This window comes from Embleya sp. L77, assembly GCF_055557415.1.
In genome coordinates, this window is the sequence record NZ_CM145709.1 from 4,895,184 (window position 1) to 4,919,699 (window position 24,516).

At 72.0% G+C, this 24,516-nt stretch carries 18 protein-coding genes; 9 read left to right on the plus strand and 9 right to left on the minus strand.

Going from position 1 to position 24,516, the window contains the following annotated elements; translation table 11 throughout:
* The first annotated feature begins 190 nt into the window (after nucleotides 1–190).
* Both ACZOOI_RS20970 and ACZOOI_RS20975 read left to right on the plus strand, forming a co-directional pair.
* Nucleotides 191–583, plus strand: coding sequence for a helix-turn-helix domain-containing protein (locus tag ACZOOI_RS20970; RefSeq protein WP_465277279.1), 393 nt, complete (start codon nucleotides 191–193; stop codon nucleotides 581–583).
* 133 nt (nucleotides 584–716) lie between these two features.
* On the plus strand, nucleotides 717–1,190 hold the full coding sequence (locus ACZOOI_RS20975; RefSeq protein WP_391582741.1) for a Dps family protein: 474 nt from the start codon (nucleotides 717–719) through the stop codon (nucleotides 1,188–1,190).
* A gap of 66 nt (nucleotides 1,191–1,256) precedes the next feature.
* Here the strand turns inward: ACZOOI_RS20975 and ACZOOI_RS20980 are convergent, their stop codons facing one another.
* From ACZOOI_RS20980 to ACZOOI_RS20995, 4 genes are all read right to left on the minus strand, one after another.
* Nucleotides 1,257–2,054: an SDR family NAD(P)-dependent oxidoreductase gene (locus ACZOOI_RS20980; protein ID WP_465277280.1), complete on the minus strand. Its 798-nt coding sequence runs from the start codon at nucleotides 2,052–2,054 to the stop codon at nucleotides 1,257–1,259.
* Nucleotides 2,055–2,147: 93 nt separating this feature from the next.
* A complete protein-coding gene (locus ACZOOI_RS20985; protein WP_465277281.1) occupies nucleotides 2,148–2,657 on the minus strand; it encodes a hypothetical protein in 510 nt (169 codons plus the stop codon).
* A complete protein-coding gene (locus tag ACZOOI_RS20990) occupies nucleotides 2,654–3,487 on the minus strand; it encodes a DNA-formamidopyrimidine glycosylase family protein (protein ID WP_465277282.1) in 834 nt (277 codons plus the stop codon). Before ACZOOI_RS20990 ends, ACZOOI_RS20985 begins: the two co-directional genes overlap by 4 nt.
* Before the next feature lie 341 nt (nucleotides 3,488–3,828).
* Complete coding sequence (locus ACZOOI_RS20995) at nucleotides 3,829–8,433, minus strand: ATP-dependent helicase (RefSeq protein ID WP_465277283.1); 4,605 nt, start codon at nucleotides 8,431–8,433, stop codon at nucleotides 3,829–3,831.
* An 89-nt stretch (nucleotides 8,434–8,522) separates the two neighbouring features.
* Here ACZOOI_RS20995 and ACZOOI_RS21000 point away from each other — a divergent pair, with 89 nt between their 5' ends.
* Both ACZOOI_RS21000 and ACZOOI_RS21005 read left to right on the plus strand, forming a co-directional pair.
* Nucleotides 8,523–8,720 (plus strand): DUF3046 domain-containing protein, encoded by a 198-nt coding sequence (locus ACZOOI_RS21000; protein WP_360304842.1) that lies wholly within the window; start codon nucleotides 8,523–8,525, stop codon nucleotides 8,718–8,720.
* Between the two features lie 147 nt (nucleotides 8,721–8,867).
* On the plus strand, nucleotides 8,868–10,073 hold the full coding sequence (locus ACZOOI_RS21005) for an AI-2E family transporter (RefSeq protein ID WP_465277284.1): 1,206 nt from the start codon (nucleotides 8,868–8,870) through the stop codon (nucleotides 10,071–10,073).
* Here ACZOOI_RS21005 and ACZOOI_RS21010 read toward each other — a convergent pair.
* Entirely contained in the window at nucleotides 10,046–10,852 is an 807-nt protein-coding gene (locus ACZOOI_RS21010) for a site-2 protease family protein (protein ID WP_465277285.1), read from the minus strand. The two genes, ACZOOI_RS21005 and ACZOOI_RS21010, sit on opposite strands and share 28 nt — an antisense overlap.
* Before the next feature lie 76 nt (nucleotides 10,853–10,928).
* Nucleotides 10,929–11,810 carry a 3-methyl-2-oxobutanoate hydroxymethyltransferase gene (gene panB / locus ACZOOI_RS21015; RefSeq protein WP_465277286.1) on the minus strand — a complete coding sequence of 294 codons (882 nt, stop codon included), beginning with the start codon at nucleotides 11,808–11,810 and terminating at the stop codon, nucleotides 10,929–10,931.
* Between the two features lie 207 nt (nucleotides 11,811–12,017).
* Here panB and ACZOOI_RS21020 point away from each other — a divergent pair, with 207 nt between their 5' ends.
* The 3 genes from ACZOOI_RS21020 (at nucleotide 12,018) to ACZOOI_RS21030 (ending at nucleotide 15,495) form a co-directional block, all read left to right on the plus strand.
* On the plus strand, nucleotides 12,018–13,643 hold the full coding sequence (locus ACZOOI_RS21020; RefSeq protein WP_465277287.1) for an MFS transporter: 1,626 nt from the start codon (nucleotides 12,018–12,020) through the stop codon (nucleotides 13,641–13,643).
* 1 nt (nucleotide 13,644) lies between these two features.
* On the plus strand, nucleotides 13,645–14,325 hold the full coding sequence (locus tag ACZOOI_RS21025) for a TetR/AcrR family transcriptional regulator (RefSeq protein WP_396005529.1): 681 nt from the start codon (nucleotides 13,645–13,647) through the stop codon (nucleotides 14,323–14,325).
* A gap of 114 nt (nucleotides 14,326–14,439) precedes the next feature.
* The gene (locus tag ACZOOI_RS21030) at nucleotides 14,440–15,495 is read left to right on the plus strand and encodes an endonuclease/exonuclease/phosphatase family protein (RefSeq protein WP_465277288.1); all 1,056 of its coding nucleotides are present in this window, start codon (nucleotides 14,440–14,442) and stop codon (nucleotides 15,493–15,495) included.
* A gap of 128 nt (nucleotides 15,496–15,623) precedes the next feature.
* Here the strand turns inward: ACZOOI_RS21030 and ACZOOI_RS21035 are convergent, their stop codons facing one another.
* The gene (locus tag ACZOOI_RS21035; protein WP_465277289.1) at nucleotides 15,624–17,390 is read right to left on the minus strand and encodes an NAD+ synthase; all 1,767 of its coding nucleotides are present in this window, start codon (nucleotides 17,388–17,390) and stop codon (nucleotides 15,624–15,626) included.
* A gap of 471 nt (nucleotides 17,391–17,861) precedes the next feature.
* Between ACZOOI_RS21035 and ACZOOI_RS21040 the strand changes: the two genes are divergently transcribed.
* Nucleotides 17,862–19,223, plus strand: coding sequence for a glutamine synthetase family protein (locus ACZOOI_RS21040; protein WP_465277290.1), 1,362 nt, complete (start codon nucleotides 17,862–17,864; stop codon nucleotides 19,221–19,223).
* 89 nt (nucleotides 19,224–19,312) lie between these two features.
* On the opposite strand, the gene ACZOOI_RS21045 is transcribed toward ACZOOI_RS21040, so the two are convergent.
* Entirely contained in the window at nucleotides 19,313–20,077 is a 765-nt protein-coding gene (locus ACZOOI_RS21045; RefSeq protein ID WP_396005535.1) for a TetR/AcrR family transcriptional regulator, read from the minus strand.
* 104 nt (nucleotides 20,078–20,181) lie between these two features.
* Between ACZOOI_RS21045 and ACZOOI_RS21050 the strand changes: the two genes are divergently transcribed.
* Nucleotides 20,182–23,199 carry a bifunctional [glutamine synthetase] adenylyltransferase/[glutamine synthetase]-adenylyl-L-tyrosine phosphorylase gene (locus tag ACZOOI_RS21050; RefSeq protein WP_465277291.1) on the plus strand — a complete coding sequence of 1,006 codons (3,018 nt, stop codon included), beginning with the start codon at nucleotides 20,182–20,184 and terminating at the stop codon, nucleotides 23,197–23,199.
* Here the strand turns inward: ACZOOI_RS21050 and ACZOOI_RS21055 are convergent.
* Complete coding sequence (locus tag ACZOOI_RS21055; RefSeq protein WP_465277292.1) at nucleotides 23,163–24,110, minus strand: phosphatase PAP2 family protein; 948 nt, start codon at nucleotides 24,108–24,110, stop codon at nucleotides 23,163–23,165. The two genes, ACZOOI_RS21050 and ACZOOI_RS21055, sit on opposite strands and share 37 nt — an antisense overlap.
* Between the last annotated feature and the right edge of the window lie 406 nt (nucleotides 24,111–24,516).

A 24,516-nucleotide genomic window follows, 5' to 3' on the forward strand; every position in this document is an offset into this window, starting at 1 on the left:
GAAGGCTGGGCAACGACGTGCTGCGAATCGAGGCGGGAGCGTCCCGCAAACCCCATGGACCCTGGACACCCCCGCCGTCAAGGTTCCACGCCCTGAGTGAACAGGACCGCAAGGCGGGCACACCCGCGCGGTCGGGCAGGTACGGTGGGGCTGTGGTGACCCCCCGAGCCGCCCTAGGAGGGAGCGACCGATGATCCTGCTCCGTCGCCTGCTGGGTGACGTGCTGCGGCGCCAGCGCCAGCGTCAGGGTCGCACCCTGCGCGAGGTTTCGTCCTCAGCCCGGGTATCCCTTGGCTACCTGTCCGAGGTCGAGCGCGGCCAGAAGGAAGCCTCGTCCGAACTGCTCGCCGCGATCTGCGACGCGCTGGACGTGCGCATGTCCGTGCTCATGCGGGAGGTCAGCGACGAGCTGGCTCTCGCCGAGCTGGCCTCGGCCGAGGCGATGCGACCGGTGCTGGAACCGGTCGGCGCCGGCTTCACGCCGAACGAGCGCGCCGCCGCGGAACGTCAGAGCAACGACCGGTCGTCGGGCCCGGCCCCGATCTCCGCCGACAACGCGGTGAGCGTGGTGGTGGCGGCCTGAGGACGACGACCGAGGGTGTGGTTTTTCCCACTCGGGAGTATCGATCGACGGAATCGGGGCATCCGGTGTCGTGTACACCGGGTTCCCCGACCCGGTGGCCGAATCGACACCAACCCCGAGGAGTCGTAGCACCATGGTCGTCGTCAAGAGCCCCCTGTCCGACGAGGCACGCAAGATCACCGGCGAGGCGCTCCAGGGTGCCCTCGTCGACCTGATAGACCTCTCGCTGGTCGCCAAGCAGACGCACTGGAACGTGGTCGGCCCGCGCTTCCGCTCGATCCACCTCCAGTTGGACGAGGTGGTCGCCTCGGCACGCACCTTCGCGGACACCGTCGCCGAGCGCGCCTCGGCGATCGGATACAACCCCGACGGCCGGGCTGCGAGCATCACCGCGGGCAGCGGCGTACCCCAGCCGGATTCCGGCTGGATCAAGGACGCCGATGTGGTCGGCTACTTCGTCGGCGTCTACGGCGCGGTGATCGAGCGCATGCGCGAGCGGATCGCGGCCACCGAGGAGCCGGACCCGGTCAGCCAGGACCTGTTCATCACGATCGCCGCGGACCTCGAGAAGATGAGCTGGATGTTCCAGGCCGAGAACCAGGCCTGAGCGGCTCGCACCAGCTGTCGCAGCCCCGTCTCCCCTCGCGGGAGGCGGGGCTGCGGCGTGGGTGGGCTACCAGGGCATCGCGATGCCGCCGTTGGGGCGCAGGATCTGGCCGGTGACGAACTTGGCGGCGTCCGAGGCGAGGTAGGCGACCGCGTAGGAGATGTCGGTGGGCTCGCCGACGGTGCGCAGCGGGGTCATTTTGGCCATCGGCGCGGCCACGGCGGCCTTGCGCTCCAAGTCCTCGTTGCCGTCCGCGTCGGTCCAGTGCCGGCCGGTCATCCCGGTGACGATCCAGCCCGGCGCGATCGCGTTGACCCGCACGCCGCTGGGGCCGACCTCGGTGGCCAGGGTCTTGGTCAGCTGGACGACGGCGGCCTTGGCCGCGCCGTAGCACAGCAGGCCCGAGGTCGCGGTGTCCACGGCGCCGGAGGCCATGTTGACGATGCTGCCGAAGCCCTGCGCGGACATCACGCGCGCGGCGGCCCGACAGCCGAAGAAGACGCCCTTGAAGTTGATCGCGAGGACCCGGTCGAGGTCGGCCTCCTCGGTCTCGATCACCGTGCTCGAATGCATCACCCCGGCGATGTTGGCGAGTACGTCCAGCCGACCGTGCGCGGCGACCGCGTCGTTGATCAGGGCGTCCACCTGGGCCGCCTTGGAGGTGTCCACGGCGGCGGCGGTCGCGGTGCCGCCGGCGGCCACGATCGTCTTCGCGGTCTCCTGGGCTCCCGCTTCGTGGATGTCCGCGCAGACCACGGTCGCACCCAGGTCGGCCAGCACCTCGGCGCTGGAGCGGCCGATGCCCGAGGCCGCGCCGGTGACGACGGCGACCCGGCCGGTCAGATCCAGGGCTTCACGAAACACGGTTGGCCTCCCGGCGCTAGGCGTGCACAGCGGGCCGACCGTACGAGCCATCTGACGAACAGTCAATAAAGGTGCCGGGCAAGGAGATCGGTGTCACCGCAGGCCCTCCTGGCGGTGGCACCAGCGGTGTGTGGCGCCGCCGACGGGGAAGATCCCGCCCGCGGCGAGTGCGTCGCACGGGTCGATCTCGACCTGCTTCGGCCGCCGGGCCGAACCGGTGGTGCGGGCGGGTCGGGGCGGGCGGGCCGGGCCGGCCTCGGCGCGCGGGCGCGGGCGGGTGGTCCGCGGCGGATCCGACTCCGCGGCCGGGTCGGGCGTGGGCGCCTCGGCCTCGTCCGCGGTCTCGGCCCCGGTTTCGGAGTCCGTTTCGGAGTCGGCCGAGCCGCCCGCCATCGCGGTGATCGCCGGTGCGGGCTCCGCCGCGAACGTGGCGGCGGGCGCGGCGGCGGGCGCGGGCACGGCCGGTGTGGCGGGAGCCGCCGCCGCTGCGGGCGGCGGCGCGGGTCGCGGCGTCGGATCCGGCGCCGCCACCCTGGTGCAGCCGGCCGCGGCCGACAGCAGGACGGGCAACACCAGGACGGGCACGATCCGGGACCAGGTCATGCCCTGTACGACGAACCGCCCGGGCGTCGGTCACCCGGTGTACTCCCATCGGGTGACGGTTGACAGCGCGGGCACCAGAACGTCACCCGCGGCGGGTCGCCCAGATCGGCCCGCCGGATCGGGCTGCCGCAGCGTGCGCACGGACGACCGGCGCGACCGTAGACCCAGTGCCGCCGACCCGGCCGGGTGTCGCCCGTGGTGACGTGCCCGACCCGGTCGCGGTTGGCGTACAGCAGGCGGTGCGCCAGTGTCGCCCACGCATGCGGATCGCCGGCCGCGGCCACCGGGGTCCAGGGGGCGACCCCGCGCAGGAAGCACAACTCCGCCCGGTACACGTTGCCGATCCCGGCCAGGTTGCGCTGGTCCAGGAGCGCGTCGCCGATCGGTCGGTCCGGGCGGCGGGCCAGGCGGCGGGCGGCCTCGGCCGGATCCCAGTCCGGGCCCAGCAGATCCGGCCCCAGGTGCCCGACCACGGTCGACTCGTCGGCGGTGCGCAGCAGTTCGACCACGGGCATCCGCATCCCGACGGCGGTCTGCGTCGCGTTCGCCAGCACCAGCCGGATCGCGTGCCAGGGGCGGGGGAGCGGGCGGGTGCCGGTGGGGTGGATCTCCCACGTGCCGTCCATCCGCAGATGGGTGTGCAGCGTGACGTCGCCCTCGATCCGGGTCAACAGGTGCTTGCCGCGCGGGACCACCGCCAGCACCGGGCGCCCGGTCAGATCCACGGTCGCCAGCCTGGGCACCCGGAAGTCGGTCACGGTCAGCGCACGATCCACCAGGGCGGCACGCAGCCGCCGCGCCGCCTGATACACGCTGTCGCCTTCGGGCATCCCACCATTGTCCCGGGTGCCCGGCTGTTCCGGGGGCGGGACCGAGCCCGGGGCCGGCCCTCCGAGTCCCCCCGGACCCGTCGGTGCGGCCGAACCCCGGGGGTCACGGTGCCCGGGTACAGCGATACAGGGACCGACGTCGCGAGCGCGCGGCCAGGAACACGTTCGCGACGCCGGATCCGTGTACGTCCGACCGTGACGCGTGCAGGGTCGCCACGGGCGGATGGTGCCGGTCGACTCCGCCGGGATCACTCCCGGCGTCGCCTTCCGTGACCACGATCCTGCGCGACGTACATGACCGGGGTGTTTCGTGGACCGGGCGCTCGTGTAACGAAACGGTGTCACCCTCGCAGGCGCAGCCCCCTGGGGGTGGCGTGGAATCCGGCGGCCTCCAGGGCCTTGCCCAGCGAAGAGGTCAACACCTCGGCGCCGTCGGCCTTCTCCACCGTCAACTTGCCCAGCGCGCCCGCGCGCACCGCGGCGGCCAGCGCCTCGCCCGCCGGGCCGACCCGGTCCGGGTCGTCGGTCCAGGACAACAGCGTGCGGCCGCCGCGCTCGATGTACAGGATCGGCTCGCCGTCGAGCAGGATCACCAGCGCACCGGCCTTGCGGCCCGGCCGGTGCCCGCCCGCGGCCTCCCCGGGCCGGTCCGGCCAGGCCAGCGCGGCGCCGTACGGGTTGGCCGGGTCGGCGGCGGCCAGCACCACCGCGCCGGGCCGCTCGTGCGGCTCACGGCGCTCGCTCGCCCCCTGCAACGCACGCAGCCGGTCCACCGCGCCGTCGGCGGCGAACTGGGCGGCGCCCAGGCCCTCGACGAAGTAGCCCCGGCGGACCCGGCCGCCGTCCTCGAACACGCTCAGCACCTTGTAGGCCGCGGCGAAGCCGCCGGGGCTGCCCTCGGCGACCACCGCGCCGCGGGTGACCACGCCGTGCCGGTCCAGGAGCGTCTCGGCCAGTGCGTGCGCGCGCCGGGTCGGATCGGGCTCGGGTGCGGGCGCCAGCGACCAGCGGCCGGCCACGGTCGGCGGCCCGCCGCGACCGGGCGCCACCGGCCGTCCCCGGCTCAGCCCCGCGTACCGCCCGCGCGGGGTCGCCCGCCGGGCCCGGTGCGCGGTCGAGCCGGACGTGCGTCCCGAGCCGAGCAGCGCGCGCAGCGGGGTCAGCGTGTCGCCGGTGACCTGCCCGGACCACACCAGGTCCCACAGCGCCTCGGCGATCGCCGCCTCGGACGCCGGCGTCGGCAGGTCCAGCCGCTCGGTCAGTTGCCGGAAGAACAGCGCGTAGCCGCCCGTCAGCGCGGCCAGGAGCGCGCTGTGCAGCGACGTGGTCTCCAGCGGAACCGGAGGCGGGAGCAGATAGGGCGCGGCGTCCGCGAGGTAGAGCGAGAGCCAACCATCCTTGCCCGGCAGCGCGCCGTGCCCGGCCCACACCACCTCGCCGGCCGCGCACAGCTCGTCCAGCATCGCGGGGTGGTAGTCGACCACCCGCGAGGGCAGCACCAGCTTCTCCAGTGCGGAGGCCGGCACGCTCGCGCCCTGGAGCTGCTCGATCACCCGGATCAGACCGTCCGGGCCGCGCACCCCGCTCGCACCCACGCCCTGCCACACGGTCAGGAACCGGGCCAGCGCGACCGGCGGCACCGGCTCCACCTCGTGCCGCAGCGCCGCCAGCGAGCGCCGGCGCAACATCCGCAGCACCTCCGCGCCGCACCACTCCAGGCCGGAGCCGCCCGGGCGGAACTCGCCGGAGACCACCTGCCCGCCCGCGGCCAGCCGCTCCAGCGTGCCCGTGGTCACCGCGACTCCCAGGCCGAAGCGGGCGGCGGCCTCGCCCGCCCGGAACGGCCCATGCGTGCGCGCGTGCCGGGCCAGCAGGTCGCCCAGCGGATCCTTGACCGGCTCGGTGAACGCCTCGGGCACGCCGACCGGCAGGGGAGTGCCCAGCGCGTCGCGCAGCCGGCCGGCGTCCTCGATGCCCGCCCAGCGCTCCTCGCCCGCGATCCGCACCCGGATCACCCGGCGGGAGTCCTCCAGGCCGGTCAGCCACCCGGCCTCGAACGCCTCCGTGGCGCGCGCCGCGACCTCGGCCGTGGTCAGCGGCCCGAGCAGCCGCAGCAGGTCGGCGACCCCCTCCGCGTCGCGCACCCGGCGGTCCTCGGCGAGCCGCTGCAACTCGGCCTCGGTGCGCGCCAGCACCTCCGGGTCGAGCAGCTCGCGCAGCTCGGCCTGGCCGAGCAACTCGGCCAACAGCCGCGAATCCAGCGCCAGCGCCGCCGCACGCCGTTCGGCGAGCGGCGAGTCGCCCTCGTACATGAACTGCGCGACGTAGCCGAACAGCAGCGAGCGGGCGAACGGCGACGGCTCGGTCGTGGTGACCTCGACGATGCGCACCGCGCGGGTGGCGATGTCGCGCATCAGGCCGGTCAGACCGGGCACGTCGAACACGTCCTGGAGGCACTCGCGCATCGTCTCCAGGACGATCGGGAACGAGCCGTACTCACTGGCCACCGCGAGCAGTTGGGCCGAGCGCTGACGTTGCTGCCACAGCGGCGTGCGGCGGCCCGGCATCCGGCGCGGCAGCAGCAGCGCCCGGGCCGCACACTCGCGGAAGCGGGACGCGAACAGCGCCGAGCCGCCCACCTCGGCGGTCACCAGCGGCTCCACCTCGGCCTCCTCGAACACCGCGAAGTCCGACGGCAGCGCACCGGCCGCGAGGTCGTCGGGCACTTCGCCGAACGGGTCGCCCGAATCCGGCAGCCGCAGCACGATGCCGTCGTCGCCGTGCATGGTCTGCACGTCCAGACCGGTGCGCTCGCGCAGCCGGGCCGAGATGGCCAGCGCCCACGGTGCGTGCACCTGGGCGCCGAACGGCGAGTGCACCACGACCCGCCAGTCGCCCAGCTCGTCGCGGAAGCGCTCGACCACGATCGTGCGGTCGTCCGGGATGTGGCCGCATGCCTCGCGCTGCTCGCCCAGGTAGCCGAGCAGGTTGTCCACCGCCCACGGATCCAGGCCCGCGGCGGCCACCCGCTCGCGCGCCCGCTCCGCCGGCAGCGCGCCCACCTCGCGCACGAAGGCGCCGAGTGCGCGGCCCAGTTCCACCGGCCGCCCCAGCGCGTCGCCGTGCCAGAACGGCAGCTTGCCCGGCACCCCGGGGGCGGGCGAGACCAGCACCTTGTCGTGGGTGATGTCCTCGATCCGCCACGACGAGGTGCCCAGCGTGAACACGTCGCCCACCCGGGACTCGTAGACCATCTCCTCGTCCAACTCGCCGACCCGCGACTTCGCGTCGCCGGCGACCAGGAACACGCCGAACAGGCCGCGGTCGGGGATGGTGCCGCCGGAGGTGACCGCGAGCCGCTGGGCGCCCGGGCGGGCGGAGAGCACGCCGCCGACCCGGTCCCACACGATCCGCGGGCGCAGTTCGGCGAACGCGTCCGAGGGGTAGCGGCCGGCGAGCATGTCCAGGGTCGCCTCGTAGGCCGACACGGGCAGCGCGCTGAACGGCGCGGCCCGGCGGATCAGCGCGAGCAGCGCGTCCACGTCGCGGTCCTCGACCGACACCATCGAGACGATCTGCTGCGCGAGCACGTCCAGCGGGTTGCGCGGCCCGCGCACCGACTCGATCGCGCCCTCGCGCATGCGCTCGGTGACCACCGCGGTCTGCACCAGGTCGCCGCGGAACTTGGGGAAGATCACGCCCCGCGAGATCGCGCCGACCTGGTGCCCGGCCCGGCCCACCCGTTGCAGGCCGGAGGCCACCGAGGGCGGCGACTCGACCTGGACGACCAGGTCCACCGCGCCCATGTCGATGCCCAGCTCCAGGCTGGAGGTGGCCACCACGGCGGGCAGCCGACCCGCCTTGAGGTCCTCCTCCACCTGGGAGCGCTGCTCCTTGGACACCGAGCCGTGGTGGGCGCGCGCGAGCAGCGCGGGCGCGCCCCGATTGCTGCCCGCCTGCGCCATCAGCTCGGCCGGCGAGGAGTCCTTGGGCAGTTCCTCGCCGGTGGCCCGCTCGTAGGCGATCTCGTTCAGCCGGCCGCACAGTCGCTCGGCCAGGCGGCGCGAGTTGGCGAACACGATGGTCGAGCGGTGCGCCTGGATCAGATCGACGATGCGTTCCTCGACGTGCGGCCACACCGACGTCTTGCGCTCGTTGCCGGCCTCGTCGAAGTCGCCGCTGCCGGAGCCGAGTTCGCCCATGTCCTCGACCGGGACCACGACCGAGAGCTCGAAGGTCTTGGTGGCCGGCGGCTGGACCACGTGCACGTCGCCGGTCGAGCGCATCCAGCGGGCCACCTCCTCGACCGGGCGCACGGTCGCGGACAGGCCGATCCGGCGCGCGGGGCGCTCCAGGAGTTCGTCCAGCCGCTCCAGGCTCAGCGCCAGGTGTGCGCCGCGCTTGGTGCCGGCGACCGCGTGCACCTCGTCCACGATCACCGTGTCCACCCCGCGCAGCGCCTCGCGGGCCTGCGAGGTGAGGATCAGGAACAGCGACTCGGGCGTGGTGATCAGGATGTCCGGCGGCTTCGTGGCGAAGCGGCGTCGATCGGCCGCCGGGGTGTCGCCGGAGCGCACGCCCACGGTGACCTCGGGCTCGGGCAGGCCCAGGCGCACGGACGCCTGCCGGATGCCGGTGAGCGGGCTGCGCAGGTTGCGCTCGACGTCGACCGCGAGTGCCTTGAGCGGCGAGATGTACAACACCCGACAACGCCGGCGCGGGTCGGCCGGCACCGGTTCGGCGGCGAGCCGGTCCAGCGCGGACAGGAACGCCGCGAGCGTCTTGCCGGACCCCGTCGGCGCGACCACCAGCGCGTCCTTGCCCTCGGCGATGGCGCGCCAGGCGCCCTCCTGGGCCCGGGTCGGCGCGTGGAAGGCGCCGGTGAACCACTCCCGGGTGGCGGGAGAGAAACCGGCCAGGACCGAAGCGGGGTCGTCGTGTGGCATAACTCCCCATGGTGCCGCGTGGCTCCGACATCCGCGTCGCGCGACGAGCGGGCGACCGCGGGAGTCGGCGCTACCGGGATACTGGTCGCATGGGACTCACCGACTTCTGGCGACGCATGCGCGCCCACTTCGGCGACTCGTACGCCGAGTCCTTCGCCCGCGACCACGTGATGTCCGAGCTGGGCGGGCGGACCGTGCACGAAGCGTTGGCGGCGGGCATCGAGGCCAAGGACGTCTGGCGCGGGGTGTGCGTCTCGATGGACCTGCCGACGACCAAACGGGCCTGATCCGGTCGGATCCGTCCCAGGCAACACCGGGCAAGACCCGGGCATGCCCGGCGGTATGCCGAGCGAACACAGGGTGACGCTCTAGTCTCTTTCTGTCATCGACATGCATCACGACACCAGTGGTGCGGGAGAGCACAGGGAGCCCATGTGACCACACCCGACACGCCCGCCGCGCGGGACGCCTCGCGCGATCGGATGCCGGAGTGGTTGCCGCGGGCCGTGTTCATGATCCTGGCGATGATCGCGGGCTTCCGGCTGCTCGGCTGGACGCTGGCGCACCTGCGCTCGCTGCTGATCGACCTGCTGCTCGCGTTCTTCCTCGCCCTGGCCTTCGAGCCGGCCGTGGACCGGTTGGCCCGGCGCGGCATGCGGCGCGGGGTGGCCACCGGCATCGCGTTCGTGGTGGTTTTCCTGGCCTGCGCCGGTTTCCTGGCGGTGGTGGGCTCGCTGCTGGTGGACCAGGTGGTCGCGTTCGCGCACCACCTGCCCGACTACCTGGACGACCTGGTCGGGTGGGTGAACCGCACGTTCGACACCGACCTGACGGTGGAGAAGATCCAGGGCGACATCTTCAAGGACTCCGGCACCGTCCAGAACTACGCCGAGCGGGTGGCGAACAACGCGCTCGGCCTGTCCGCCAAGATCGTGGCCGGCCTGTTCGAGTTGTTCACCATCGCGCTGTTCACCTTCTACTTCACCGCCGAGGGCCCGCGGATGCGCCGCGCGGTGTGCTCGCTGCTGCCGCCCGAGCGGCAGGCCGAAGTGCTGCGCGGGTGGGAGATCGCGATCGACAAGACCGGCGGGTACCTGTACTCGCGTGCCGCGCTCGCGCTGATCTCGGCGTTCGCGCACTATGTCGCCTTCCTGGTGCTCGACCTGCCGTACGCGGTCCCGCTCGCGCTGTGGGTCGGGCTGATCTCGCAGTTCGTGCCGACCGTGGGCACCTACATCGCGATCGTGCTGCCCGCGCTGATCGCGATGACGGTGAGCCCGTTGACCGCGGTGTGGGTGGTGCTGTTCGCCACCGCCTACCAACAGTTCGAGAACTACCTGCTGCTTCCGCGGGTCACCGCGCGCACGGTGGAGATCCACCCGGCGCTCGCGTTCGGCGCGGTGATCGCCGGCGCCGCGCTGCTCGGCGCGGTGGGCGCGCTGATCGCGATCCCGATCGCGGCCACCGGCCAGGCCTTCGTGGGCGGCTATCTGCAGCGCTACGAGATTCCCGAGCACCGCCTGACGCCGGACGAGACCCGACCCCCGCGCCGCCCGGGCCCGCTCACTCGGATGTGGCGGCGCGCCCGAGGCGGGCGGCGCCGCGCCGACCCTCAGGACCAGAAGCGGAACAACCGGTAGCCGTCGCCCGCCAGGAACGGCGACACGTCCAGCGCGTCGGTGATGTGGTCGATCACGTCGTAGAACCAGCCGTTGACCGACGGCGACCACAGCAGCGCGAACAGGAACAGGATCGCGTAGGGCGCGTACGGCGCGATCGCCCGGCGGAAGTCGTACGGCAACCACGGCTCGATCACCCCGTAGCCGTCCAGGCCGGGCACCGGCAGCAGGTTGAGCACCGCGGCGATCACCTGGAGTTGGATCAGGAACGAGAACGCGGCGGTGAAGGTGGGGCTCGCGCCGTCCACCGCGCCGGAGGACAGCAGCAGGGCGAGGGCGATCGCCAGCACCGCGTTGGTCAGCGGCCCCACCGCGGACACCAGGCTGTTGCGGGCCCGGCCGCGGATCGCCGAGCGGTCCAGGTAGACCGCGCCGCCGCTGAGCGGGATGCCGCCGAGCAGGACGAAGATCGTGGGCAGGATGAAGGACAGCAGCGGGTCGCTGTACTTGAGCGGATCCAGGGTCAGGTAGCCCTTGCCCACCACGCTGTCGTCACCCGAGCGCAGCGCGGCGAACGCGTGCGCGAACTCGTGCAGGCACAACGACACCAGCCAGCCCGACATCACCAGCAGGAAGACCCCGGTCCGGGTGGCCGCCTCCGAGGTGCCGTCGTCGTGCCACGTGTACCAGGTCGAGGCGGCGCAGACCGCGACGATCGCGAGGAAGATCGGACTCGGCCGCACGTGGCGCAGCGAGCCGGCCGCGGGGCGGCGACCGTAATCTCCGTAGGGGTGCGTCACGAACTGCTCCAGGTGCGGGATGGGGCCGTACGGCCGTTCGATCGTACGGCCCCGTCCGGGCACCGGGTCCGGGCACTCAGTGGAACGTGTGCTCCGGCCCCGGGTAGACGCCGCCGACCACTTCGCCCGCGAACGCCTTGGCCGCATCGCCGAGGGCGCCGCGCAGGTCGACGTACTGCTTGACGAACTTGGCCGTGTGGCCGGTGGTCATGCCGGCCATGTCGGTCCACACCAGCACCTGGGCGTCGCACTGCACGCCCGCGCCGATGCCGACGGTGGGTATCTCCAGCAGGTCGGTCACGCGCGCGGCCAATTCCTCCGGCACACACTCCAGGACCACCGCGAACGCGCCCGCGGCCTGCATCGTCTTGGCGTCCGCGATCAATTGCTCGGCGCTCTCCGCGTCCCGGCCCTGGACCCGGTAGCCACCGAAGGCGTGCACCGACTGCGGGGTGAGCCCGAGGTGGGCCATCACCGGCACGCCCGCGGCGACCAGCGCCTCGACCTGACGCGCCGAGCGTTGTCCGCCTTCGAGCTTGACCGCGCCCGCGCCGGCCTCCTTGAGCAGCCGCACGCCGTTGCGCAGGGCCTGCTCGGGTGATTCCTGATACGAACCGAACGGCAGGTCGGCCACGATCAGCGCGCGCTTGGTGCCGCGCACGACCGCGCCGGTGAGCATCACCAACTGGTCCAGGGTGACCGGCACGGTGTTCTCGTAGCCGAGATGGTTGTTGCCCGCGGAGTCGCCGACCAGGAGCACCGGGATGCCCGCGTCGTCGAATACCGAGGCGATCATCGCGTCGTACGCGGTGAGCATCGGCCAGCGCTCGCCGGCCCGCTTCGCGCGGGCGAGGTCGCGCACGGTGACCCGGCGCCCGGTGCCCTCGCCGCCGTACAGGGTCAATCCCGGACCGTCGGCCGAAGTTGCTGCCGACTGCGGGGAATTGTTGCTGGACATGGTGTTCTCCCGACTCGAGGCGCTCGGACGGCGTCCCCGGACAACGCCATGGTGACACGCGCCGTTACAGGACAACAGGGGAGTCGGACGCCGGATTCCGAGGGATCGCCGGGGCCGGCATTTGCCGAGGCTTTGCAATACGAGACGGTCTCGTTTCGTAAATTGCCCCTAGCCTGTGAGGCAACCAGAACAAGTCTCACCTGTCCGATGAATCGAGCTTCACCCGTGACTTCAGCGAACGTTCCCACCGTGCGCACGGTCGACGAGCACATACATCGCCGCCGCTGGGCCATCCTCGGCGTGCTGGTGATCAGCCTGCTGGTCGTCGTCCTCGACAACTCGATCCTCAACGTCGCCATCAAGACGATCGCCGATCCGGAGAAGGGTCTGGGCGCCACCCAGAGCGAACTCCAGTGGGCGATCAACTCCTACACCCTCGTGTTCGCCGGCCTGCTGTTCACCGCCGGCATCCTGGGCGACCGCTTCGGTCGCAAGCGCACCCTGCTGTTCGGCATGGCGATCTTCGGCCTCGCGTCGCTGCTCTCCGCCTACTCGCAAAGCCCCGAGCAACTGATCGCCGCCCGCGCGGTGATGGGCTTCGGCGGCGCCTTCGTGATGCCGGCCACCCTGTCCATCATCAGCAACGTGTTCGAGCCGCAGGAGCGGCCCAAGGCGATCGGCATCTGGTCCGGCGCGGTGGGCCTGGCGATCGCGATCGGACCGATCACCGGCGGCGCGCTGCTCGACCACTTCTGGTGGGGCTCGGTCTTCCTGATCAACGTCCCGATCGTGCTGGTCGGCATCGTCGCGATGCTGCTCCTGGTGCCGGACTCGCGCGATCCCAAGCCCGGCCGACTGGACCCGATCGGGGTCGCGCTGTCCATCGCGGGTCTGGTCTCGCTGGTCTACGGCATCATCCGCGGCGGCGACGCGGGCTGGGGCAGCGTGGAGGTGCTCGGCACCATCGTGCTCGGCCTGCTGATCCTCGGCTTCTTCGTGTGGTTCGAAAAGCGCAGCGACCACCCCGCCCTGGACGTCAAGTTCTTCCGCGACCCGGCCTTCTCCGCCGCGGCCGGCGCGATCGGCCTGGTGTTCTTCGCGCTCATGGGCGTGACCTTCTTCATGGCCTTCTACCTGCAGAGCGTGCGCGGCTACACCCCGTTGCAGACCGGTCTGCTGCTGCTCCCGCTGGCGGTCGCGCAGCTGATGTTCTCGGCGCGCAGCTCGGGGATGGTCAAGCGGTTCGGCGTGCGTGCGGTCACCACCGGCGGCATGCTCGTGGTCGGCCTGAGCTTCCTGGCCTTCCTGGGGATGGACCGCACCTCGCCGATCTGGATCCTGTGCGTGGTGTTCTTCTTCCAGGGCGCCGGCATGGCGCACGTGATGCCACCGGCCACCAACTCGATCATGTCCTCGCTGCCGCGCGAGAAGGCCGGCGCCGGCTCCGCGGTCAGCAACACCGTGCGCCAGGTCGGCGGCGCGCTCGGCGTGGCGATCCTGGGCTCGGTGTTGTCCTCGGTCTACCGGGACCGGATCTCCGGCGACCTGGACAAGCTCCCGCCGAACGTGCCCAAGGGCCCGGCCGGCGACTCGGTCGAGGCGACGCTCGCGGTGGCGGGCCGACTCGGCGACAAGGGCGCGGCGCTCGTGGACCCGGCCAAGGACGGTTTCATCGACGCCATGCACGCGGCCTCGATCGGATCCGCCGTGGTGGGGCTGATCGGTGCGGTCGTGGTGTTCCTGTGGATGCCGCGCCCCGAGGCCGGGCAGACTGCCCCCCAGGCGGGCGCGGTCGAGCCGTCCGCCGAGGAACAGCGCTCCGCGAAGGTCTGACATGCAGCCTGCGACATCCGCATCAGCGGCCGTACCCCCGGTCGACCCCACGGCCGAACCCCCGGTCGACCCGGTGGCCGACCCCGGCGCGGTGGACAAGCCGCGCCGGGGTCGGCCGCGCAGCGAGGAGGCCGAACGGGCGATCCTGGACGCGACGCTGCGCCTGCTCGACGAACACCGCAGCATCGCCGCCATCTCCGTCGAGGCGGTGGCCCAGGAGGCGGGGGTGGGCAAGGCCACCATCTACCGCCGCTGGCCCGGCAAGGAGGCGCTGATCGTCGCGGCCGTGGAGGCGGCCGAGGCGATGCCGGCGGTGCTCAAGGGCCGGTCGCTGCGCGAGGATCTGGTCCTGGTCCTGGAGCACATGCGCCTGCAGGCCGTCGACAAGCGCGGCGACGGGCTGATGGGGATGCTCACGGGCGAGATGCGCAGCCATCCCGAACTGCACCGGCGCTATCACGAGGTGGTCGTGGAGAAGCGCCGGGCGATTCTGCGCGGTCTGTTGCAGCGTGGGGTGGATTCCGGCGAACTGCGTGCCGACCTGCCGATGGAGGTCCTGATGGACCTGGTCACCGGCCCCATACTGGTACGCAAGCTCGTACGGGAGAACGCAAGTCTGGAGCCGGAGCTGCCGGGGCAGATCGCGGATGCGCTGCTCGGCGGGATTCGTGCTCGCTCCTGAGCCATAGGGAACCTATCGGACGCTTTCCGGCGTCCGTTTCGACGTAGGCGACGTTTTGTTCGTACGTTGGCGCGGACGCAGCCGGGACGCGAACCCGGGACTTCAGGAGGCAGCATGACGTGGCCCACCACGACGGACACCGGAGCCGAGCCGCAACCGGCCGGCGACGGGAGTCCGCGGCTCGGGTCACGATGGTCGTGGCAGCGAATCCGAGAGGACGCGGTCCGTATCTGGCGCACCCCGCCGTGGCGTCGCGGCCGGGTGATCGCGGTGTTCGCGGTTCTGGCCACCCTCCCGCTCGCGTTCCACCGGCTGGTGCCCAACACGCCGGGCAACTGGGGCAGCTTCGTGGAGACCTTCCTGCCCTGGGCCGGTCTGATCGTCCCGGTGCTGCTGGTCTGCGCGGCGATCCGTCGCTCGTGGACCGCGGTCGCCGCGACCATGTTGCCGATCCTGGTCTGGGTGACCATGTTCGGCGGATTCTTCCTGCCCGGCCGCGGCGGCGGCCCGCACGACCTGCGGGTGGTCAGCCTCAACGTGAACGCGGGCAACCCGGACCCGGCCGGCACCGCCCGCTCGCTGCTGGGCGCGAACGCGGACGTGATCGCGCTGGAGGAACTGCCCGAGGGCGCCTGGAAGCTGTACAACGCGGTGCTCAAGGACCGGTACCCGAACGTGCAGCACGAGGGCACGGTCGCGGTGTGGACCACGGCCGGCTTCCCGATGAACAAGGCCGAGGCGGTCGACGTCGGGATGGGCTTCACCCGCGCGCTGCGCACGACGATCAAGACGCCCAAGGGCGACGTCGCGTTCTACGCCGTGCACCTGGCGTCGGTGCGCTTCGGTCCGAGCGGCTTCACGGTCGGCGACCGCAACCGCACGATCGGCGCACTGGCCCGGTCGCTCGCGGTCGAGACGGCGCCGCACGTGGTGCTGGCCGGCGACCTGAACGGGACCACCGACGATCGCGCGCTCCGGCCGATCACCGGATACCTGCGGGACGCGCAGGACGCGGCGGGCACCGGAATGGGCTTCACCTGGCCCGAGTCGTTCCCGATGGCCGCGATCGACCACATCATGTACCGCGGGATGGCCGCCGCGGATGCCCGCGTGCTGGGCAGCACGCCGAGCGACCACATGCCGGTCCTGGCGGACCTGCGACTGCGCTGAGCCGAAACGCGAAGGGGCCCGACCGCATCGGTCGGGCCCCTTCGCGTGCCCTTGTACGCCTCTACACCTCGCGCATGCCCGCGCTTGTTCGCGCCCTCGCGCCCTCGGGTGGATGTGCGAGCGCGCGTTCAGCCGCTCTCGCGCCATCGGTTGGTGATCGGCAGTCGCCGGTCCCGGCCGAACGCCTTGAGCGAGATCTTGGTACCCGGCGGGTACTGCCGACGCTTGTACTCGGCGGTGTCCACCAGTCGGAGGATGCGGTCCACCATCGCCGGCTCGAAGCCCGCGGCCACGATCGCGTCGCGACCGATGTCGCGCTCGACGTAGTCGTCCAGGATGTCGTCGAGCAGTTCGTACGGCGGCAGCGAGTCGGCGTCGACCTGGCCCGGGCGCAGTTCGGCGCTCGGCGGCTTGGTGATCGAGTTGACCGGGATCGGCGCCACCTCGCCGCGCCGCTCGGCCTCCGCGTTGCGCCAGCGCGCCAGCCGCCACACCACGGTCTTGGGCACGTCCTTGATCGGCGCGAAACCACCCACCGCGTCGCCGTAGAGCGTGGAGTAGCCGCAGGCCAGCTCGCTCTTGTTGCCGGTGGCCAGGACCAGATGGCCCTCCTGGTTGGACAGGCCCATCAAGGTGGTGCCACGCACTCGGGCCTGGAGGTTCTCCTCGGCCAGGCCGGTCAGTCCGAGCGCACCCAGGTAGGCGTCCACCATCGGCGCGATCGGCACCTGGCGGTAATTCAGCCCGATCCGCTCGGCGGTGTCGGCCGCGTCGTCCTTGGAGTGTTCGGAGGAGTAGCGGCTCGGCATCGAGATGCCGTACACGTTCGCGCCGCCCACCGCGTCCGCCGCGATCGCCGCGACCAGGGCCGAGTCGATCCCGCCGGACAGGCCCAGCAGCACCGAACCGAAGCCGTTCTTGACCACGTAGTCGCGCAGCCCCAGGACCAGCGCGCCGTAGATCTCCGCGTCGTCCGACAGGGCGGGTGCGATCGAGGGCTCGGCCGCGGGGGCGGGCACCGGCGCGGCGTGCTCGGTGACGATCACCTGCCGGATGGTCAGGCCGTCGGCCACCACGTCGCCCCCGCTGTACACGCTGTCGTCGACGGTGCGCTCGGGCAGGTCCAGGTCGGCGATCAGCAACTCCTCGCGGAACTGCGCGGCGCGCGAGAGCACCCGTCCCTCGGCGTCCACGATCAGCGAGTCGCCGTCGAAGACGAGTTCGTCCTGACCGCCGAAGGCATTGACGTAGGCGAGGGTGCAATCGGCCTCGCGGGCGCGGCGGCGGACCAACTCCAGGCGCGAGTCGTCCTTGCTGGCCTCGTACGGCGACGCGTTGATCGACAGCAGCAGGCCGACCCGCGCGGCGCGTGCGGCGGCCACCGGGCCGCCCTCCTGCCACAGGTCCTCGCAGACCGCGATCGCGATGTCGATCCCGCCGATCCGGGTGACCAGGAGTCCATCGCCCGGGACGAAGTAGCGGTACTCGTCGAAGACGCCGTAGTTGGGCAGGTGGTGCTTGGCCGAGCGGGCCACGATCCGGCCGCCGTGCAGCACCGCGACCGCGTTCTGCGGGGCCCCGGCCGGGCGGCCCAGCCGCGGCGTGGACACCGCGCACCGGTCCAGATAGCCCGTCACGACCGCGATCTCGCCCAGCCCCTCGGCGGCCAGCCGGGCCGCGAGCGCCTCCAGTGCGAGTCGGGAGGCCTCGACGAAGGACGCGCGCAGGGCCAGGTCCTCGACGGGGTAACCGGTGAGCGCCATCTCCGGGAACGCCACGAGCGACGCGCCGCGGTCGGCGGCCTGCCGGGTGCGGCCGAGGATCAGTTCTGCGTTGCCGTGGAGATCGCCGACCGTGGGGTCGATCTGGCTGAGGGCGATGCGAATCCGGGTCACCCGACTCAATGTACCCGACCCTTGGCGTCAAAGTGACGAATAGTGGGGCGGGTGTCGACGGCGCGCCGCGCGGACCCGGTCCCGGATGCGATGGCGGTTGTTCGGCCGGCCGGAAAACCGCAGGCGAACGGCGGGCGAAAGGCGTTTGTTCGAGCAGGCCCGGGGCTCGGCGGCACAGCACTCGGGCGATACCCTGGGCACAGTTCACCACCGGGCCCCGACGGCTCGCCCGACGGGATCCCCGGAGGGTGCGACGCCGCGCGAAGAAGGTATCCCGCAGGTCGCCCATGGAGCGGTTCTCGGGGTACAGGACCACGGGAGTCACGCGAGCACGGCGGTACCCGTGTGCGAGCAGGAGTGCAACGCAAAGGGTACGTAATGTGCCCGAAACCCTGAAGCGGGATACTCGTGTGCCCCGCAGTGCCCCTGCCGATCGCTCACAGGCCGTCCGACCTGCAAGGATAGGGAATTATGGATAAGCAGCAGGAGTTCGTGCTCCGCACCCTGGAGGAGCGCGACATCCGGTTCGTGCGGCTGTGGTTCACCGATGTGCTCGGCTTCCTGAAGTCGGTCGCGGTGGCTCCGGCCGAGCTGGAACAGGCCTTCGCGGAAGGCATCGGGTTCGACGGCTCGGCGATCGAGGGATTCGCGCGGGTACACGAATCCGACATGTTGGCGAAGCCGGATCCGGCCACGTTCCAGATTCTGCCGTGGCGGGCCGAGGCGCCCGGTACCGCGCGGATGTTCTGCGACATCCTGATGCCCGACGGCTCGCCGTCCTTCGCGGACCCGCGCTTCGTGCTCAAGCGCACCCTGGAGCGGGCGTCGGAGAAGGGCTTCACCTTCTACACGCACCCCGAGATCGAGTTCTTCCTGTTCAAGGAGAAGCCGGTCGACGGGCGCCCGCCGACCCCGGTGGACCACAGCGGCTACTTCGACCACACCCCGCAGCCGGTCGGCCAGGACTTCCGCCGACAGGCGATCACGATGCTCGAGAACATGGGCATCTCGGTCGAGTTCAGCCATCACGAGGGTGCGCCGGGCCAGCAGGAGATCGACCTGCGCTACGCGGACGCGCTGAGCACGGCGGACAACATCATGACCTTCCGCCTGGTGGTCAAGGAGGTCGCGCTGGAGCAGGGCGTGCACGCGTCCTTCATGCCCAAGCCGTTCTCCGAGCACCCGGGCTCGGGCATGCACACCCACCTGTCCCTGTTCGAGGGCGACCGCAACGCCTTCTACGAGGCCGGCGCCGAGTACCAGCTCTCCAAGGTCGGCCGCTCGTTCATCGCGGGACTGCTCATGCACGCGGGCGAGATGGCCGCGATCACGAACCAGTGGGTCAACTCGTACAAGCGGCTGTGGGGCGCGTCGGCGCGCACCGCGGGCATGGGCGGCGAGGCCCCCTCGTACATCTGTTGGGGGCACAACAACCGCTCCGCGCTGGTGCGGGTGCCGATGTACAAGCCCACCAAGGGGCAGTCCACCCGGATCGAGGTGCGCCAGATCGACTCGGCGTGCAACCCCTACCTGGCCTACGCCGTGCTGCTCGGCGCCGGGCTCAAGGGCGTCGAGGAGGGCTACGAACTGCCCGCCGGCGCCGAGGACGACGTGTGGGCGCTGACCGACGCCGAGCGCCGCGCACTGGGCATCGCACCGCTGCCGCAGAACCTCGCCGAGGCGATCGCGCTGATGGAGCGCAGCGAACTGCTGCCGGAGATCCTCGGCGAGCACGTCTTCGAGTTCTTCCTGCGCAACAAGCGGCACGAGTGGGAGGAGTACCGCCAGCAGGTGACCCCCTTCGAACTGAAGCGCTACCTGCCGGTGCTCTGAGCGCACCGTCGCCCGCGGGTGAGCGCGACGCGAACGGCCCGACCCCGGCGTGGGGTCGGGCCGTTCGTCGTCGGGCAGCGCGCGGGTGCTCACGTCATCGGCGGGCCGAGCAGTTCCAGGATGTAGCGGACGTAGGCGTCCTTGTCCTCGCCCTGGGGCAGCAGTTGCGGCGCACCCCGGCGGATCAACGCGATGCCGACGGTCATCGTCAGCGCGGTCAGCGCGTGCCGGTAGGCGGCGTCGGCGGGCAGGCCGAGTTCCTCGGTGAGGCGGGCGCCGAACTCCAGGCGGCGGCGGGTGACCTGCTCCAGGATCGGGCCCACCACCGGGTGCTGGGCGTGGATCAGCAGCGTGGTGGTGATGTCCGCACCACTGGGTGCGGTGAACGCGTACTCGGTGAGCCGGCGGCCGCGCTCCGCCGGATCCTCGATGCGTTCGGCCGCGGCCATCAGTTCCTCGGACTCGGCCATCCAGCGCTCCAGGGCGGCCTGGATGAGCGAGTCGCGATCCTTGAAGTGCCAGTAGAAACTGCCCTTGGTGGTGCCGAGGCTCTCCGCGAGGGGTTCCACCGCGACCGCACCCAGGCCGCCCTCTCGCATCGCCTCCAGGGCGGCCCGAGCCCAGTCCTCTCGGCTGAGGGTACGGCGGCCGGGGCGAGCGGGCCGTTCCGGTTCGTCGTCTGATTGAACCCTCTCCGAGGGAACACCGTTGCGCATGGCACCTACGCTAACGTAGGGTGACGTTCCGTACGGTGGCGTATGGCGGCTCGTTGCTACGGAGGCCTCTTCGGGCCGTGGGACGGACGGCTCGCAGAGTGGAATCGTCGTCCGCCACCGGGCAAGGGCGCGCCGCATTCGAGTTCGCCGCGGTCGGGGGGCTCGGCGAGCCCCGTGCGGCGCGTCCACATTCCCAGTTCCGTTCTTGATCGATCAGCCGTTTGACCGGATACGCTCGGCCGGTGACCTCTGCGGATCAGCCTCGTGAACCGGCGGCCACCGACGGGCGCCTGGTCCGGCTCGGCTTCACCGACATCGCGGCCGCCGCGCGCCACCTGCGCGACCCGGCACTGCTCGGCGCCGGGGACGACTCGCTCTTCCTGGACGCGCTCGCCGCCACCGCCGACCCCGACCTCGCGCTGCTCGGCCTGGTCCGGCTCGCCGAGGCCGCCGCCGACCGCTCGGTCCTGCTGTCCACCCTCGCCTCGGCGAAGCCCTTCCGGGACCGGATACTGGGCGTCCTGGGCGTGAGCGCGGCCCTGGGCGACCACTTGGCGCGCCACCCCGACGACTGGCGCACCCTGGTCACCTACGACGTGCAGGACGCCCGGCCCACGCCGGCCTACTTCCACGCCGTGCTCACCACCGCCACCGCCGGCCTGCGCGGCGACCCGGCCCTGGACGCGCTGCGCATCGGCTACCGGCGCTGCCTGCTCTCGATCGCCGCCCGCGACGTGTGCGGCAGCGCCGACGAGCCGACCGTGGCCACCGAACTCGCCGACCTGGCCGGCGCCACCCTGGACGCCGCGCTCGACCTGGTCCGGCGCGAACACCCGGTCGAGGCCGAGCAGTGCCGGCTCGCGGTGATCGGCATGGGCAAGTGCGGCGGACGCGAACTCAACTACATCAGCGACGTGGACGTGGTCTTCGTCGCCGAGGCGCCCCCCGGCGTGCCCGAGGGCATCGCGGTCGCCGCCGCCAACCGGCTGGCCGGCGCGCTGATGCGGGCCTGCTCGGCGACCACGATCGAGGGCTCGATCTGGGAGGTGGACGCCAACTTGCGCCCGGAAGGCCGCAACGGCCCGCTCACCCGCACCCTGGCCAGCCACCTCGCCTACTACGAACGCTGGGCCAAGACCTGGGAGTTCCAGGCCCTGCTCAAGGCCCGACCGGTGGCCGGCGACGCGGCGCTGGGCCGCAGGTACCTGGACAGCGTGTCCCCGCTGGTGTGGACCGCCGCCCGCCGGGAGAACTTCGTCGCCGACGTGCAGGCGATGCGCCGCCGCGTCGTGGACAGCATCCCCGCACGCGAGGTGGAGCGCGAGGTCAAGCTCGGCCCCGGCGGCCTGCGCGACATCGAATTCGCGGTCCAACTCCTCCAGTTGGTGCACGGCAAGTCCGATCCGGCGCTGCGCTGCGGCGCCACCCTGGACGCGCTCGCCGCGCTGTCCGCGGCCGGCTACGTGGGCCGCGACGACGGTGCCGCGCTGGACGCCGCATACCGCTTCCTGCGCACGCTGGAGCACCGGATCCAGCTCTTCCGGCTGCGCCGCACCCACCTGATGCCGACCGACCCGGGCGAACTGCGCCGGATCGGCCGCTCGATGGGCATGCGCGCCAACCCGGTGGGCGAGTTGGAGAAGGCATGGAAGCAGCAGACGGTGGAGGTCCGCCGACTGCACGAGAAGTTGTTCTACCGGCCGCTCCTGGACGCGGTCGCCCGGCTCAAGGCGGGCGAGCAGCGGCTGACCCCGGAGGCCGCGCGGGCCCGCTTCGAGGCCCTGGGGTACGCCGACCCGGCCGCCGCGCTGCGCCACCTGGAGGCGCTCGCGTCCGGGGTCAGCCGGCGCGCCTCGATCCAGCGCACGCTGCTGCCGGTGATGCTGAGCTGGTTCGCCGACTCGGCGGATCCCGACGCCGGGCTGCTCGCCTTCCGGCAGGTCTCCGACGCGCTCGGCAACACGCACTGGTACCTGCGGCTGCTCCGCGACTCAGGGGCGGGTTCGTCGGGCGCGGCGGCCGAGTACATGGCCCGGGTGCTCGCGTCCGGGCGGTTGGCGCCGGATCTGCTGCTGCGGGCGCCCGAGGCGGTGGCCATACTCGGCGACGTGGACGGGCTGCGGCCGCGCTCACGGGCGGCGCTGGAGACCGAGATCCTGGCCGCGGTGGGGCGCGCGCCGGGGCCGGAGAGCGCGGTGCAGGCGGCGCGCAGCGTGCGTCGCCGCGAGTTGTTCCGGATCGTCGCGGCCGACGTGTTGGGCCGGCTGGACGTGGATGCCATCGGCAAGGCGCTCACCGATGTCAACGCGGCGACGCTGACCGGCGCGCTCCGGGCCGCGATAGACGCGTGCGAGCGCACCATGGGGCCGATCCCGACCCGGATCGCGATCATCGCGATGGGCCGGTTCGGCGGCTACGAGCAGGGCTACGGCAGTGACGCGGACGTGATGTTCGTACACGAACCGATCGAGGGCGCGCAGGAGGAGGCCGCGACCAGGGCCGCACACAGCGTGTGCCACGAGGTGAGCCGGCTGTTGCAGATCCCGTCCACGGACCCGCCGCTGTTGATCGATGCCGACCTGCGGCCCGAGGGGCGACAGGGCCCGCTGGTACGCACCTTGGCGTCCTACCGGGCCTACTACGAGCGCTGGTCCAAGCTGTGGGAGAGCCAGGCGCTGCTGCGCGCCGACTTCACCTCCGGGGACGCCGACCTGGGTGGGCGGTTCCTGGCGATGGTCGATCCGCTGCGGCACCCGTGGGGCGGGATCGACGACGCCCAGGTGCGCGAGATCCGCCGGATGAAGGCCCGGATCGAGTCCGAGCGACTGCCGCGCGGCGCCGACCCGACCACGCACACCAAGCTCGGGCGCGGCGGGTTGGCCGACGTGGAATGGGTGGTCCAGCTGTTGCAGCTGCGGCACGCGCACGCCGTGCCCGCGCTGCGGGTGACCGGGACCCGACAGGGCCTCGCGGCGGCCCGGGACGCGGGACTGCTCGACGGACACGACGCCCAGATCCTGGACGACGCGTGGGTCGAGGCCACCCGGGTGCGCAACGCGGTGATGATCGTGCGCGGCCGGTCCTCGGACAGCTTTCCGACCGATGTGCGCGAGCTGGGCGGGGTGGCCCGGCTGCTCGGCCACCCGTCGGACGAGACCGGCAGCCTGATCGAGGAGTACCGCCGGGTGACCCGGCTCGCCCGGGTCGTGGTGGAGCGGGTGTTCTACGGCGAGGACGAGACTTCGACGGGCTCGCGCTGAGGCTGCTCGGGCCGGGCGTCGTCGTCATCGTCGTCGGGCCCGCCCCGGCCGCCCACACCCGCGTGCGCGCGCTCGGGCTCGGGCGCGGGCTCGGCGGGTCCACCACCGGGCTCCATTGCCGCGCGCGGATCGTCCGTCGGGTACTGCGGGAAGCGGTACGCGGAGCGCCCGTTCAGCACGCACTGCAGGCCGAAGGCCGCGGCGAGGGTGATCCAGCCGCCGACCGCGTCGAGCACGAAGTGGTTGCCGGTCGCCACGATCACGAACAGGGTCGCGATCGGGTACATCACCCCGAGCACCTTGACCCACGTCGGCCGCGCGAACATCACGATCGCCATCGCGCACCACGTCGACCAGCCGATGTGCATCGACGGCATCGCGGCGTACTGGTTGGAGACGTTCTTCATGTCCCCGGATGCCATCGAGCCCCACGTGTGGTGGACCAGGACGGTGTCGATGTAGCCCGCGCCCGGCAGCAGCCGGGGTGGGGCCAGTGCGAAGAAGAAGTATCCGAACAACGCCACGCCGGTGGTCAGGAACAGCACCGTGCGCACGGCTCGGTAGCGGCCCGGATGCCGGTGGAAGAGCCACACCAGGACGCCGATGGTCACCACGAAGTGCAGCGTCGCGTAGTAGTAGTTCATCGACACGATCAACCATGTGACGCCGTTGACGGCGTGGTTGACGCTGTGTTCGATGTCGATGTGCAGCGTACGTTCGAGATCCAGCAGTTGCCTGGCGCGGTCCACGGCGAGATGCTCCCGCTCGGGCACCGCGTTGCGGATGAGTGAGTAGACCCAGTAACTCAACGCGATCAACGCGAGTTCGACCACGAATCGCGGCCGACGCGGCGTGCTCAGATAGGCACGCAATCGAGACTGCGGATGGGCCTTCGTGGGGATTGACTGCATGGTTGTCCGTCCGGCTTCGTCGGTCACCCGTCGCCCCGACGGCGGCATGGTCTCTCGGCTCGGATTGCCCCCCATGGGTCAAGTCTGCCAGAGCCCGTCCTTTCGCCGATCACCCTGTAGGGCCATCGAAGGGTGATCTTCTCCTTCTCCGGGGGGAGGAATCGGACTTCTCGTCGGATGGTGCACGGGTTGTCGGGGTGGGGTTTCGTGCCGGGTGGGGCGCCTGGGGATGACGGCGGGGTCTCGCGATCGCGGGTGGGGCGGATGTGCGAGCGCCGCCCTCCGGGGGTGTGGGGGGCGGCGCTCGGCGTGTTGTCGGCGGTTCGGGTGTGGTTGGCGATTCCGGTGTTGTCTCGGTTCAGGGTGTGGTCTGCGGCTTGGGGGCCGTCCTCGATTCGGGTGTCGG

Coding starts and splice junctions, on each gene's coding strand:
- ACZOOI_RS20970 (WP_465277279.1), top strand. CDS start 191: ATGATCCTGCTCCGTCGCCTGCTGGGTGACGTGCTGCGGCGCCAGCGC.
- ACZOOI_RS20975 (WP_391582741.1), top strand. CDS start 717: ATGGTCGTCGTCAAGAGCCCCCTGTCCGACGAGGCACGCAAGATCACC.
- ACZOOI_RS20985 (WP_465277281.1), bottom strand. CDS start 2,657: ATGACCTGGTCCCGGATCGTGCCCGTCCTGGTGTTGCCCGTCCTGCTG.
- ACZOOI_RS20990 (WP_465277282.1), bottom strand. CDS start 3,487: ATGCCCGAAGGCGACAGCGTGTATCAGGCGGCGCGGCGGCTGCGTGCC.
- ACZOOI_RS20995 (WP_465277283.1), bottom strand. CDS start 8,433: ATGCCACACGACGACCCCGCTTCGGTCCTGGCCGGTTTCTCTCCCGCC.
- ACZOOI_RS21000 (WP_360304842.1), top strand. CDS start 8,523: ATGGGACTCACCGACTTCTGGCGACGCATGCGCGCCCACTTCGGCGAC.
- panB (WP_465277286.1), bottom strand. CDS start 11,810: ATGTCCAGCAACAATTCCCCGCAGTCGGCAGCAACTTCGGCCGACGGT.
- ACZOOI_RS21020 (WP_465277287.1), top strand. CDS start 12,018: ATGAATCGAGCTTCACCCGTGACTTCAGCGAACGTTCCCACCGTGCGC.
- ACZOOI_RS21025 (WP_396005529.1), top strand. CDS start 13,645: ATGCAGCCTGCGACATCCGCATCAGCGGCCGTACCCCCGGTCGACCCC.
- ACZOOI_RS21030 (WP_465277288.1), top strand. CDS start 14,440: ATGACGTGGCCCACCACGACGGACACCGGAGCCGAGCCGCAACCGGCC.
- ACZOOI_RS21040 (WP_465277290.1), top strand. CDS start 17,862: ATGGATAAGCAGCAGGAGTTCGTGCTCCGCACCCTGGAGGAGCGCGAC.
- ACZOOI_RS21045 (WP_396005535.1), bottom strand. CDS start 20,077: ATGCGGCGCGCCCTTGCCCGGTGGCGGACGACGATTCCACTCTGCGAG.
- ACZOOI_RS21055 (WP_465277292.1), bottom strand. CDS start 24,110: ATGCAGTCAATCCCCACGAAGGCCCATCCGCAGTCTCGATTGCGTGCC.